The 13,257-nt window shown below is 69.8% G+C and carries 10 protein-coding genes and 1 pseudogene; 4 read left to right on the plus strand and 7 right to left on the minus strand.

Annotation, left to right across the window (positions count from 1 at the left end; genetic code table 11):
- Positions 1-9: 9 nt before the first annotated feature.
- Positions 10-951 carry a DMT family transporter gene (locus tag AB0B64_RS42125; protein WP_357955378.1) on the minus strand — a complete coding sequence of 314 codons (942 nt, stop codon included), beginning with the start codon at positions 949-951 and terminating at the stop codon, positions 10-12.
- Between the two features lie 250 nt (positions 952-1,201).
- On the opposite strand from AB0B64_RS42125, the gene AB0B64_RS42130 reads away from it, so the two are divergent.
- On the plus strand, positions 1,202-1,861 hold the full coding sequence (locus AB0B64_RS42130; protein ID WP_357955381.1) for a CGNR zinc finger domain-containing protein: 660 nt from the start codon (positions 1,202-1,204) through the stop codon (positions 1,859-1,861).
- Positions 1,862-2,259: 398 nt separating this feature from the next.
- Positions 2,260-3,135, plus strand: a complete 876-nt coding sequence (locus AB0B64_RS42135; RefSeq protein WP_358185206.1) for a recombinase family protein — start codon at positions 2,260-2,262, stop codon at positions 3,133-3,135.
- 125 nt (positions 3,136-3,260) lie between these two features.
- Here AB0B64_RS42135 and AB0B64_RS42140 read toward each other — a convergent pair whose 3' ends face one another.
- Genes AB0B64_RS42140 through AB0B64_RS42155 form a run of 4 tightly spaced genes read right to left on the minus strand, consistent with a single transcriptional unit; the run spans position 3,261 to position 8,295 of the window.
- A complete protein-coding gene (locus tag AB0B64_RS42140; RefSeq protein WP_358185210.1) occupies positions 3,261-4,784 on the minus strand; it encodes a hypothetical protein in 1,524 nt (507 codons plus the stop codon).
- Between the two features lie 60 nt (positions 4,785-4,844).
- Complete coding sequence (locus AB0B64_RS42145; protein ID WP_357955385.1) at positions 4,845-5,672, minus strand: TniQ family protein; 828 nt, start codon at positions 5,670-5,672, stop codon at positions 4,845-4,847.
- Complete coding sequence (locus AB0B64_RS42150) at positions 5,669-6,577, minus strand: TniB family NTP-binding protein (protein ID WP_358185264.1); 909 nt, start codon at positions 6,575-6,577, stop codon at positions 5,669-5,671. The genes AB0B64_RS42145 and AB0B64_RS42150 overlap by 4 nt, the downstream gene beginning before the upstream one ends.
- 50 nt (positions 6,578-6,627) lie before the next feature.
- The gene (locus tag AB0B64_RS42155) at positions 6,628-8,295 is read right to left on the minus strand and encodes a Mu transposase C-terminal domain-containing protein (RefSeq protein ID WP_358185213.1); all 1,668 of its coding nucleotides are present in this window, start codon (positions 8,293-8,295) and stop codon (positions 6,628-6,630) included.
- 356 nt (positions 8,296-8,651) lie between these two features.
- On the opposite strand from AB0B64_RS42155, the gene AB0B64_RS42160 reads away from it, so the two are divergent.
- Together AB0B64_RS42160 and AB0B64_RS42165 are read left to right on the plus strand one after the other, a co-directional pair.
- Complete coding sequence (locus AB0B64_RS42160; RefSeq protein ID WP_357955387.1) at positions 8,652-9,068, plus strand: hypothetical protein; 417 nt, start codon at positions 8,652-8,654, stop codon at positions 9,066-9,068.
- Positions 9,065-11,746: a tetratricopeptide repeat protein gene (locus AB0B64_RS42165; protein ID WP_358185216.1), complete on the plus strand. Its 2,682-nt coding sequence runs from the start codon at positions 9,065-9,067 to the stop codon at positions 11,744-11,746. Before AB0B64_RS42160 ends, AB0B64_RS42165 begins: the two co-directional genes overlap by 4 nt.
- On the opposite strand, the gene AB0B64_RS42170 is transcribed toward AB0B64_RS42165, so the two are convergent.
- Complete coding sequence (locus AB0B64_RS42170) at positions 11,743-12,540, minus strand: hypothetical protein (RefSeq protein ID WP_358185267.1); 798 nt, start codon at positions 12,538-12,540, stop codon at positions 11,743-11,745. The genes AB0B64_RS42165 and AB0B64_RS42170 overlap by 4 nt on opposite strands.
- A pseudogene (locus AB0B64_RS42175) lies at positions 12,434-13,135 on the minus strand (serine hydrolase domain-containing protein); the annotation flags it as partial. The pseudogene AB0B64_RS42175 and the gene AB0B64_RS42170, both read right to left, overlap by 107 nt.
- Positions 13,136-13,257 lie beyond the last annotated feature (122 nt).

Consider the following 13,257-nt stretch of genomic DNA (forward strand, 5'->3'; position numbering starts at 1 on the left):
GTTGCGGCGTCACACGCCGATGTGCTTGGGCGGGTCCTCGGCGACAGGGGCCGGGGGGTTCGCGGGTGTGGCGCGTCGCCCGCTGCTCGCGGCCGCCCCGATGACAGAGGCGCAGACGAGCGCGGCACCGATGATCTGCAGCGGCGACAAGTCTTCCGCGAAGACCAGGAACGCCAGCACGCTGGTGACGACCGGCTCGGCGCTGGAGACAGCCGCCGAAGGGGCGGCGCCCAGCAGCCGAAGACCGGCGAAGAACGCGATGATGGCGATGAGCGTTGAGACGATGGCGGTCGCCACGGCCGCGGACCAACCGGCGAGATCGCCGGGGAAGGACGGAGCGTGGGCCAGGCACGCGCCGGCGTAGACCCCGGTCGCGGCCAGGCAGACGGTGGTGGTCGAGGCGAGCGGGCCGGCCGCGCCCGACAAGTGGCTGCCCGCCAGGATGTAGCCCGTGTAGATGACCGCCGCGGCGACCGCGAGTGCGATGCCGAGAAGATCGCCCTCCAGCGTCGGGCTGGCGACCAGCGCGACACCCAGAGTCGCCATGCCGGTGGCCGCGAGTGTGAGCAAGGCAGGCACGCGGCGGGCCAGGACGGCGCCGCAGATGGCCACCAGCACCGGGTAGGTGTAGAAGAGGACCGCTACCAGACCTGCTGGTATCCGCGTCAACGCGGTGAAATAGGTCAATGACTGCCCGACGTAGCCGACCGCGCCCATCAGCACCAGGAGGCGCAGGTCCCGCCTGCGCGGCCATGGGGTCGATGTGATCGCCATCAGCGCCGTGAGGGCGATCGCCGCGACGCTGAAGCGGATCAGCAGCACACCGTGAACGTCGGCGCCGCTGTCATAGGCGATCCTCGCGAAGATCGCCATGGCGCCGAAGGACACGGCGGAGCCGAGGATGAGAAGCACTCCGGTCGCGGTACGCCGGGGCAGGACCGGGGCGGTCATCGCGCTTCCCCGCCCGGCTGCGCCATCCGGCGTGATGAGCAGGCGCCTCGCGCCGCCTCAGGCCACGTGCTTCAAGGATCGATACGGCCGTCGGGGCGGCTCTGATTGCGCTGGGTCTTGCGCTCTTCGGCTCTGATGCCGGTGGGGCTGAGCTTCATGGTGGAACCACATCCCGTCTCCTTGATCTTCCCTCACATCGGAGTAACCTGTCAAGTAGTGAGAACGGTGACGGTGTAGATGGGGTGTCCTAATGACGAGCGAGCAGAGGGGCAAGCCCGACGTGGCTCCGGACGGCTTGGAGACGCTCCGGCTCTTTCTCAATACGCGAGATCTGGAAGCCGGCCTCGACGAGTTCGACGAGGCCGGCTCTCTGACGCGGTGGCTCCGCGAACACGAACTTCTCGGCCAGGACGAGACGGTGGCTCATGACGACGTCCGGCGGGCCCGCGAGCTGCGTGAGGCGATCCGCTCCCTGCTGAGCGAGCGCTCCGAGCCTAGCCGCGCCTCCCGCGCCGCGCAGTCCTTCAACGCGGCCGCCCAGTCGACCGCCCCGCTGCAGGTCGAGATCTCACCGGACGCGACCGTCACGTTGGTTGCGACCCGCTCCGGGGCGCCTCGCGCGCTGGGCCGCATCGTCGCCGCCGTTGCCGGGCACGCGGGAACCCCTGCCTGGGAACGCCTCAAGATCTGTGGCAACCGTGCCTGCCAATGGGCGTTCTACGATCACGCCAGAAACAAGACCGGCCGCTGGTGCGACATGGCCACCTGCGGAAACAAGGCCAAGGCGAGGAGCTATCGGCGGCGGCGATCCGACACGGTGACGGTCGGCGTCGCCTTCGATCCGGGTGTCCGCCCGGTTCAGCCCAGACCGGCTGACCGGCCTGCCGGTGACCGGCAGGAGCCGAGGTAGTGTCCGCCGGGTATGACCGAGGAGCATCCGTCTCCCAAACAAGCCTGTTGTGGGCGCTGGCCCCACGCCCGCGACTGGAACGAGGCCGAAACGGTCCTCCTGTGCGATGTGCCGCCCCGCCGGGGCCAGGCGGTCTCAGCACGTGCCGAACGCCTGCTCATGACTGCCGCCCGCCTCCTGGATGACGCTCGCGGGCGGCCAAGCCTGCGCCAGGCCGCCCGCGAGCTCACCATCAGTCCACGAGCGGTCACGACCGCGGGCCGAGGACGCGGAAGGTGTTTCATAAGCGACCACCTATGAAACACCGCCCGCGACCGACCACGTCCAGGGCGGATTCTGTTTCATAGGTCGGTGCAAATGAGTAGCCGTGTGAAACGCTCCTATGAAACACTTCCGGTGTGCGCGACGACGACTACCTCCGCGTGGAGGCCCACGCCTGCCCGATGACCTCTTGCGCCGCCCCAGCCGGCTCGCCCTGCCGGACCGGCAAGGGCAAGGTGGCCGTCCAGTACCACACCGCCCGCTTCCGACTCGTGCCCTCGCTCGCCAAGGCGCTCACCGTGGCCACCCCGCCCGTTCGCAAACCGGGCACGCTGTGGATCGAGCTGCCCCGCCCCGCCGCGGCCGATACCGAACCGGCGGGGCATGTGCGCATCGGCTACGCCCGCGCCTCCACCGTCCGCCAGTCCCTCAACACCCAGCTCGACGCGCTCCAGGCCGCCGGCGTCACGCGTGTCTTCTCTGAGAAGATCTCCACCCGCGCCACCACCCGCCCCGAACTCGACAAGGCCGTCACCCTGGCCCGCGAACTCCGCTCGGCGGGGGTGGCGGTCACGCTCGTGGTGCACGAGCACAAGCGGCTCGGCCGCGGCCTCGACCTGGCCGCACTGGCTGAGCAGTTGCGCGTCGCCAGCATCGGCCTGGAATTCCTCACCGGCGAACTGCAGGGCTCCCACGACCCGTCCGGCGTCGTGTTCACCGTGCTCGCCGCCCTCTCAGGCATGGAACGCGAATACATCCGCGATCGCACCCTGGAAGGCCACGAATCCGCCCGCAGCCGCGGCAAGACCATCGGCGGTGCCGCCGTCACCGACGACGCCATGCTGTCCATGGCCCTGCACCTGCGCGGCCAGGACCTCAGCCTGCGCGACATCGCCGCCCGGCTCGTCATCACCAAGGGCAAGAAGAAGGGCCGGCACCCGTCCGCGGCCACCGTCCTGCGCATGCTCCGCGAACACGACGCCGCCGCAGACCTGGTATCCGCCACGGATTGACGGCTCGCGCGGGCCGTCGCCTCCTGCGCTACACGCCGGTGGATGTTCCTCGTCAGCGATAGAGCCAGGAGTCCTCGTGCCGCGCCTCCAGTCAGATCTGAGTCTGGTGAGGACGACCGGCCGGCTCAGGGCGCTGTGAAAGGGTGCTTGGCGAGCAGGGCTTCAAAGAAGTCCTGGAGCATCGCGGTGACCGCGGCCTCGTTCCTGGTCAGCTCGTGGCCGCCAAACCGGTACACCTCATACCCCTTGAGCCGCAGCGCTCGGTCTTCGGCGGCCATCTTGGAGTACCGGTGGGGGGAGGCGGCTGCGCCTACGTGCAGGCCGTTGGCGTAGTGCTGCTGGCCGTCGACTTCCAGGACGACACGAGTACTGTGCGGCAGGAGCAGCAAGAAGTCCATGCGCTCGCGTCCCAGCACGCTGTCGTGGCCGCCTCGCTGCCTGCGGGTCTGCGGGTCGTAGTGCAAGTACACCTGCGGGATGAGGGCGGGGCAGCGCATGGTGTCCTTGCGCAGGAGATAGGCCTGGGCGTAGGTGTGGAAAAGGACCCGCTCGGGCTCGCTGGCCAGTGACCTCCACAGCCGACTGCACAGAGCTCGTCCGGCATCAAGATCGGACAGCTCGGTGGGGAGGGACTGGCGGTCGCGCCACCAGGACAACAGGTCGGCCCAGGTGAGCCCCTCGGGGTTCAGGGGCCTGTCGTAGACCAGGCAGTTCTCGGCATTGCGCACGATCCTGATGTCGTTGTTCACAGCGTCCCCGAGCACGATCTCGGGTTTGGGCCCATCCGCGGCGAAGATGATGTTCTTCATCGTCCCGGAGACACCACCACCGATCCTGCGGCCGGCGAAGATCGGCGCCCCGCTGATCTGGGCGACTTGAACGAGCTCGTACCCGTCATGGGCAAGGACGGAGTTGTAGAAGGCGTGCAGATGCCGGACCTCGACCTGCTCAGGACGTACCACGGGGTGGAGGGTCTCGGCCAGGAACCGTAAGAGCCGCCCATCCTGCGCGCCGATGCCGAACCGCTCGTCCCGGTAGATCCAGTCGGCGGGGAAGTCGTCGTTGTTGATGCAGTGCTGGATGAGGTCCAAGCGGGCGGTGGCGTAGCGGGGGTCGCGGCTCGGCATCTGGTCCAGGTTGTACAAGCGGTCGAGAAAGGCGACCTCGTCGAGCGTGCCCCACCAGAACAGATCCGGGCGATCGACCGGGGCGCCCGTCTCCGCCAGCTCATTCATGATCTTCATACGCACCGCGTCGAGACCGTCGATGAGCCTGCGGCGGGTGACCTCCGTGATTTGCTCGGCAGCGTCATCGCGGTCGGCTTGCTGCCCGGTTTGTAGGTCTTCGATGGTTTCCAGCTGTGCGAGCACCGGCTCGAACAGGTCGGTGAGATAGGCCCGCCGCTTCGCCCAGCCTCCCGCATCCGACATTCCCCGGCTCTTCCAGTACTGATGGAAACCGGACTGGTCGCGAAACGGCGGGTCGAACACGATCCGAAGACGTCCCAGGACAGCACGCAGAGCCCTCAACGCGACGGCGATCTCGGCGTTGTCCAGCCGGAGGTTCTTCTGCTCGGTGCCGTAGTCCAGCAGCTCATCCCAGGTCAGCCGAGCCAGCGCTGACGCGGCATCCACGTCAGCGAGGTCCACTAATCGCCCCTTGCGCAGATGCTCCACCCGCGCCGAATCAAAGCTCGTCCCGTGGCCACTTCACCACTTGCGAGCGCTCTCGAGCGGAATGTCACGCGAGCCATCCACGTGCGGAGCTGGTCGCAGTACCGAGCCGAGCGTACCCCCGGGAGTGATCGTCCCGTCTGCGGCCAGTTGCACCGCGGTGGCCGCCGCGTGCAGCATCGCTTCCTGACGCGGCGGACTGAGCCGCTCGTACGGCCGCCAGAAGGCCAGCCCCGCCCTGAACGGCAGGCCGGCGGTGTCCCAGATCTGGTGCAGGACGGCGGCCGCGCTGGGGCCGGCCCGGGAGTCGACCATGCTGACCTCGTCCAGCAGCGTGCGCAGCAGCCGCAGCCACTCTCCGACGTGCACGGTCTGCGCGGGCAGGGTGACGGTCGTGGTGGTGATGCCTTCGAAGGTGAGCCGGTCCAGCGCGGCGACGGCGTCCGGAACCGGGCGCGGGGGCCGCCAGCGATTGATCACGTGGTATCCGGCCTGGCCCGGTGGCAGCAGCACCGACTCCTTCCGGACGTAGGCGGCGAAGGCCTGCGGGCCCTCGGCGGGGTTCAGGGTGTCGGCCAGCCACGGCACGCACCCGGCGATTGTCATCCGGCGCACCTGGTCCACCTCGACGCCGGTTCGTGCGGCGAGCGCGTGCACGATGATCGTGGGCACCTGGTAGTCCAGGTCCGCGCCGCAGTCGAACTCGGCCGACGCCGCGCCGAGGTTGTGCGTCAACAACTGCTCGACCGACAGCCGGTACAGCCCGGCGAGACGGCCGAGCCAGGAGGTGAGCGCCTCGCCGGGGCCGGGCTCGGGGTGGACGGGCCAGCGGCGCAGACCCTCCGGCAGGTCCCCGTCAGTCATATCAGCTCGCGTTCGAACTTGCGGCGCCGCTCGGTCGGGCCCGTGTAGGCGGCCAGCAGCAGGGTGCGCTGGGTGATGGCCTCCTCGCCGGACTCGATCGCCGCGACGGCGGCCTCGGTGAGCAGCGCGGCCAACTCCCCGATGGTGCCCTCGCTGCGGGTCAGCAGGTACGCGGTCATCTCCGGGGTGGCCAGCTGGGAGGGGCGGCGCAGTGGGAAGGCGGCGGCGAAGCTGGCCAGCAGCGTGCTCGCCTCCCGGCCAGGCTCCCAACGCGGCAGCACGAACGGGGCGAAGCGGTTCTCCAGCTGGTCATCAGAGCGGATCACCAGGTAGGCGTCCCGGGTACCGACGCCGACCAGCGGAATCTTCAGCTCGTTGCCCAGGAAGCGCAGCAGGTTGAGGAATTCGCGGCGCGCCCCGTCGCGCCCGGCCAGCACGTTGTGCAGTTCGTCGATCACCAGCATCCGCACGCCGGCCTGCCGCAGCAGCCGCACCGCGAGCTGCTCCAGCTCGGCCAGCCGCTGCCGGGGACGCAGCGGCGCGCCGAGCGCGCTCAGCAGCGCGGTGTAGAAACGAGCCACGTGCGGATCGGAGGGCATCTGCACGACCAGCACCGGGATCTCCTCGCGATCCGGGCGCGAGATCGGCGGATGCAGGCGCCGGAACTTCTCCACGATCATCGACTTGCCGTTGTTGGTCGGCCCGATCACCAGCAGGTTCGGCATCCGCTGCTTGGCCGGCCAGTCCAGCAGCGTATGTAACTGATCCAGCGCCTGCCCGGCGCGGGTGTAGCCGATCCACCGATCCGCCCGGACCCGGGCCAGCCGCTCGGCGGCGGGCAGCCGGGCCACCGGCCGGGCGCTTTCATGCAGGTGCGACAGATCCTCCACCGGCCCCGGCTCCAGCTCGATCTCGAACTCCGGCGCCATGCCCGGCTTGGCGTCCGGCTCGTGGCTCACCACTGCTCGATCACCTCGAACGGCCGCACCGGCTCCTCGTCCGCGCACCCCTCGGCCGACGGCGAAGGCGGTGGCCCTGCCGCCTGCGGCGCGGGGGTCGCCGAGCGGCGCTCCATCTCCCGGCGGGCCCGGCGGGTCTTGGCCGCCGCGTCCTCGGTAACCTGCCGCATCTGCTCCACCATGGCGAACAGGGCGTTCTCATCGACCTGGGCGCGGCCCTGCTCGCGCAGCCGGGCGATCGCGGCGCGCTGCTCCCACACGCTGATCGGCGGGCGCGACAGCGTCCGGTACGGCACCGGCAGGTAGGCATGCCCGTCGGGGTCCAGCACCCAGATCCGCGAGATGTCGCGCGGGTCGCGGCGCAGCACGAACTTCTCCAACCCGTCGCGGCGGGCGATCCACGGCTTGAGTGCGTCGTTGTAGTACTGCACGTGGTCGATGGTGAAGCCGGTCCGCCTCAGCGTCCGCCGGATCACCGGCAGGAAGTCGATCAGGAACGCCGTCTCGCTGGTCACCGTCGCGGGGCGGCCTCCGGCCGCGACGCCCTCGGCCCACCGGGCGGCCGGCGTCTGACCCAGCGTGGCGTGCACCTGGCCGTGGTAGGCGGCCACCGCCAGGGCCAGCCACCGGTTCAACTCGGCGACGGTCAGCACCGCGCTGGCCTGGCTGTCGTAGCTGCCGCGCTCGGCCGGATTGGAGAAGGTGGTGCCGGGTAGTTCGTGCACCATCTGCATCATCGTGCCGATCAGCCGCTCGATGACGCCGCCGAAGTGCGGCATGCCCTTCGGCCGGTACGCCAGCGTGATCCCGTGCTGCGCGCAGCCCCGGCGCAGCGCCTCGCTGCGGAACTCGGCGGCGTTGTCCACGTAGATCTCGCGCGGCTTGCCACTCATCGGCCAGGCCACCCTCTCCAGCCCGAGCCGTTCCAGCCACGGCCGCTTGTCGCACACCGTGTGCGCCAGGCACAGCCCGGCCGACAGCGCCGAGGGCGCCTCCAGCGTGACCACCAGGCCGACCACGCAGCGGCTGGCCACATCGATCGCCGCAGTGACGTAGGGGCGGCCGATCGGCAGCCGATGCCGCTCATCGACCACCTCCAGATCGACCGGCGTGTGGTCGATCTGGACCTGCTGCAGCAGACCCTCGATCTTCGGCGGTTCGCCGCCCGCCGCCCGCAGGCGGCGCGCCCCGTCCACACCCTCCCGCGCGGCAGCGGCTGCCGCAGGATCCAGCGCCGCGATCCGCTGCGCCAGCGTGTTGCGGACAGGGACCGGCAGCCCGGCGGCGCGGCACCGGCGCACGACCTCCCGGTAGACCGCCGCCACCGAGCGCCGCTGCCGGGTCAGATACCGCGAACAGATCACCTCGGTCATCACCGTCTCGACCGCCGCCGGCAAGCGACGTCGTCCCCGGCCGCCGCTGGAGCGCTGGGGAAGCAAGTCTGAGACCACGCCTTCGCCCGCGCGCCATCGGGCCAGCAGCACGTACACCTGCCGCCGTGAGATCCCCAGCTCGTCTGCCGCCGCGTCCGCGGCCGCCAATCCCACCCGCGGGCTGGCGGCCAGCGGGCCGATCACCTCCGCCTGGCGTACCGCCACGTCCCATGCTTCATCCGGGGCGGTCAGCACGCCCCGTTCGATGATCTGCGCCTGGCCGCCGTCCATGCCGGGACCTCACCGTCGCGCACGCGAGTACGGAACAAACGCACCGTAGCGCAGAGGGCTGCTGACAATCCGGTGCTTCACAGTCCTCTGCACGGAGCCGCGAATGCCCAGGCTGTCCGTGCACGCCACTTCAGAAAGTGACAACGGGTTTCGGGACGATCGTTCCTGCGGAAACGCGATCACGGCGTGGCCTACGGCGGCCGTCCCGTAAACGACCGGTTCGGGGCGGCGAGACGACAGGTAACGCGTTCGTCGCTTTACGTCCGCTCACGCCGGTACGGGAGCACTCTGGAGGCATGTCGAAAACGGCAGCAGGATCAGGATGCGCCCCACGGGGGCGGGGCCGACGTTGGCCGGTGATCATCGCACTCGTGGCGATGACAGCGTTCCTGGCCGTGGGGTTGATCGGGTTCTTCGCCGACCCACTGCACCTGCCAGCCGAGGTGCTCGGGGTACTGGATCAGCGGGCCAGCGTGATCAGCATGTTCATCGGCGCGGCCGGGCTGGTGATCGCCGTGGCGGCGTTGCTCTTGCAACTGCGCGCGGAGCGCCCCCGGTCAGACGCCGTTCCTGCGCCCGGCCCGAGCAGTACCAAGCCGCAGACGCCGCTGCAAGTGTCAGCCTCTGGCGAGCGGTCGATCGCCATCGGCAGCGACAATACCGGCATCGTCTCCACAGGCGACGGCACGCGGAACGTGCAGATGCGGGCGCAGGCCTCAGACCAGGGCCGGGTGTATCAGGCTGGCGGCGACCAGACCATCAACGAACGATGACCCCCACCCCGTCGGCTGATTCACCAGCCTCGCTCCCGAACGGGATGGACGGCGTCGCTCGTGAACAGGGCCGGTTGTACCAGGCGGCTCGCGATCAGACCATCAACCAGGTCACCCACCAGGCCCCGCGGCGGCCACTGCCCGAATCCGGTATTGTGCAGGTCCCCGCCGGGCTGGCCGGCCTGCCACGCCGTCCGGCCGCGACCTTCGTCGGCCGCAATGCGGCCCTGACCGCCATACGCCAGGCACTGCAGGACGGGACAGGGCCCGGAGTGATCAGTCAGGCCGTACTCGGGTTGGGCGGCGTCGGCAAGAGCGAACTGGCCCTGCAATACGCCCACCGCCACCGCGGCCAGTACCGGCTGGTGTGGTGGATCGACGCCGACGGCCCGGACCTGATCCGCGCCGGGCTGGCCGCTTTCGCCCGCGCGCTGGCCTGCGGCATCGACTCGGTGGCCGCCGAGCAGGCCACCGTGGAAGAAGCCGCCGCCTGGGCGCTGAGCTGGCTGGCCGCCCATCCGGACTGGCTGGTCATCTTCGACAACATCGAGGAAGCCGCCGACATCGAGCCGTACCTAGCCGGTCTAGCCCACGGCCACGTACTCATCACCACTCGTCGCGACATCGGCTGGCACTACCTGGGTATCACCCCCGTCCCTTTGGAGCTGCTGCCGCGCTCGGCCTCCGTCGCCCTGTTGGCCGGCCTGGTCGGCCCCTCGGACTCCGCCAACGTCTCCAAGTTGGAGGAACTAGCCGAACAGTTGGGGGATCTGCCCTTGGCCCTGACTCAGGCTGGCGCCTACATCAACCGCACACCGCGCACGACCGTGGCCAAGTACCTGCGGTTGCTGAAGGAGGCTCCCGGGCGGATGCACGCGGCCACGCCGGTCGGCGGGGACAGCGAGCGCGTGGTGGCCAAGGTTCTGGCGCTCAGTCACGACCGTATCCAGTCCGTCAACCCTCTGGCCATCCAGGTCTTGAACCTGCTGGCCTGCATGGGGCCCGACAACATGCCCTGCAGCATCCTGAACGCGATCCCCGGCGCCGACGAGCCGGCGGTGGACGAGGCGCTGGCGCTGCTGGCCTCCTACAGTCTCATTACTTCGACCACCAAACCTGGCGACGGAATCCTCGGCAGCGAGGAAGACTTGGTCAGCGTCCACCGGCTGATCCAGGCGGTCACTTTGGCTCGGCTCGAGCCCGAGCGCCGCGACAGCATCAGCGCCGGGGCCGCCGCCCTCATATCGGCCGCATTGCCGGAGGACCCACGACGACCAGAGGCCTGGCCCGTCTGCCGCGCCCTGCTTCCACACGCCCGCGCAGTTCTTGCACCCACCTCACCTACGCTCTGGGCCATAGCTCGATCCCTTGGTCACAGTGGGGACTACCGCACTGCTAGAGACCTGTTCCTAGAGATCCACAATCGGGTCAACAGCAGCCTGGGCGCCGACCACCCGGATACTCTGGCCACCCGACATGAACACGCCCTCTGGATGGGGGAGGCTGGGGACCCGGCGGCCGCCCGCGACCAACTCGCCGACCTGCTCCCCATCCGCGAACGGATCCTCGGCGCCGACCACCCCGACACCCTGGACACCCGGCACAACCTTGCCCGCTGGACAGGAAGGGCGGGGGACGCGGCCGCCGCCCGCGACCAGTTCACCGATCTGCTCCCCATCCGCGAACGGGTCCTGGGCATCGACCACCCCGACACCCTGGACACCCGGCACGACGTCGCCCGCTGGACAGGGGAGGCGGGAGACGCGGCGGCCGCCCGCGACCAACTCGCCAACCTGATCCCCCAGTACGTGCGCGTCCTGGGCGCCGACCACCAGGAGACTCTGATCACCCGGCACAACCTTGCCTACTGGACAGGGGAGGCGGGAGACGCGGCGGCCGCCCGCGACCAGCTCGCCGACCTGCTCCCCCTCATCGATCGCGTCCTGGGCGCCGACCACCCGGAGACTCTCAGCACCCGGCATGAGCTTGCCAGTTGGACGGGCGAGGCGGGAGACGCGGCGGCCGCCCGTGACCAACTCGCCGACCTACTCCCCATCCGCGAACGGATCCTCGGCACCGACCACCCCTACACCCTGCTCACCCGGCACAACCTTGCCTGCTGGACAGGGGAGGCGGGAGACGCGGCGGCCGCCCGCGACCAACTCGCCGACCTACTCCCCATCCGCGAACGGATCCTCGGCACCGACCACCACTACACCCTGAGCACGCGGCACGACGCCGCCCGCTGGACAGGGGAGGCAGGGGATCCGGCGGCCGCCCGCGACCAGCTCGATGTCCTAATCCCCCTGTACGCGCGCGTCCTGGGCGCCGACCACCCCGACACCCTGACCACCCGGCACAACCTCGCCTACTGGACGGGGGAGGCCGGGGACGCGGCCGCCGCCCGCGACCAGTACGCCGCGCTGCTCCCCATCTGCGAACGTGTTCTGGGCGCCGACCACCCAGACCCCCTGGCCGTCCGGTACAACTTGGCCGACTGGACGGGGGAGGCAGGGGACCCAGCAGCCGCCCGCGACCTGCTCGCCGCGCTGCTCCCCATCTGCGAACGTGTTCTGGGCGCCGACCACCCCGACACCCTAATCACCCGAGACAGCCTCACCTACTGGACGGAGGAAGCGGGAGGGCAGAGCCGAGCGGTGGGTGATGGCTTCATTTAACGATCGTTTTTCGAAGATCTTGAAGCGGCCGCTCCAGAGCCCCGAATTCCCTTCAAAAACTCCTTCAACAACCCCGGCGGTTCAACAACCTCAGAACACCGTTTGTTGAGAAGGTGACGGGCGTGACCGACGCCCTGCAACCACCCGCCGACCCGCTGGCTGCCTTCCCCGCCCACCGCAGCGAGATCGGCGCTGTGGGGCTGCCGCCAGCGGCGGGCGGGCGGGTCCTGGTAGCGCAGGTGCGCGGTGAGGATGCGCTGGGCGGTCAGGCGGACCTGGCGCTCCTCGTGCGGATCTCGGCCCGCCGGCGCGGAGACGCCGCCGTCGGCGGATCTCGGCCCGGCGGGCTCGGCCCGGCCGGTCTCGTCCGGGGGCGGGGTGTACGGCATCCTCAGATACGCGCAGATCACGTCCACGATGGTCTGCCGGAACTCTGGGGCGGGGTTGTCCTGGGCGAGCTGTTCGAGGGCGTGCAGGCCGCCCAGGCGGATCGGGGCTTGGGCGCTGCCGAGCTGTTCGACGGCCTTGCCGTAGCGGTCGGTCACATGGCCGCGCTCGCCGAGCCGGAAGGTGCGCCGGGCGGTGTCGGCGTTGCGCGCGGTGTAGTAGACCGCGACCAGCGCGGCCAACCCGGTCGCCACGGCCAGCACCCGGCCGCGGACCGCGTCCAGGGCCGCCGCCAGATCCTTACCGCCCAGACCTGCCGGCCCGCCGATCGCCACCCCGTCCATGTGCTCCAGCACCCAGCGCGCCCCCGGGCCCAGCACCCAGACGATCCCCGCCACGAACACCACGCCGACCGCAGCCACCACCATCGAGACAGGCTTCACGTCCTCCACCGTGACCCGAATCGGGGTCTGCAGCTAGAGCCAGCGGTACACCCCGCCGCCCCTTCCAGGCGTACTTGGTCTGCGGGCACAGCAGGTCCGCAGGCAGCAGCTTGCCCTGGTTGAGCGCGCGGTAGTGGGCGCTGACGTCGTGCGCGGTGGAGATCGCACCCTCGGCGCCGATGGTGGCGTTGAGCCGGTCGACGTCGCGTGGCCTGCCCTTGGCGTCGGGGTGGTAGCCGGGTCCGTGCGGGCTCTTGATCTGGTCGGAGACCTTGGTGGCCAGATAGGTGTGCTTCATGCCGAGCGGGGCGAACAGGCGCCGCTTGAACTCGCCGGCCCGGTCGTGGCCGGTCGGCTTCTCGATGATCATGCCGAGGAGGACGTAGTTGGTGGTGGAGTAGAGGTACTGTCCCGGCTTGCCCTTGCGGGGCACGGTCCGTGCGGCTTTGACCAGGTCGATCAGCTTGTAGGGGGTGGTGAAGTCGAAGACGTCGAACTTCCCGCTTTCCATGAAGTCGGGAATGCCCGAGGTGTGGCGGACCAGCTGCTCGCGGCGTGGGTGACGACGTCCATGTGGCGGAGTGTGCCCACGTCAGGCACCTATCCGATCAGGTCGCATTCTTCGCGTAAATCTATTTTGCCCGATATAAGGGACGATTCTGGGCTGTCGCGGGGAAAGGC

The organism is Nonomuraea sp. NPDC049129 (assembly GCF_040648495.1).
In the GTDB taxonomy this organism is placed as follows: Bacteria; Actinomycetota; Actinomycetes; order Streptosporangiales; family Streptosporangiaceae; genus Nonomuraea.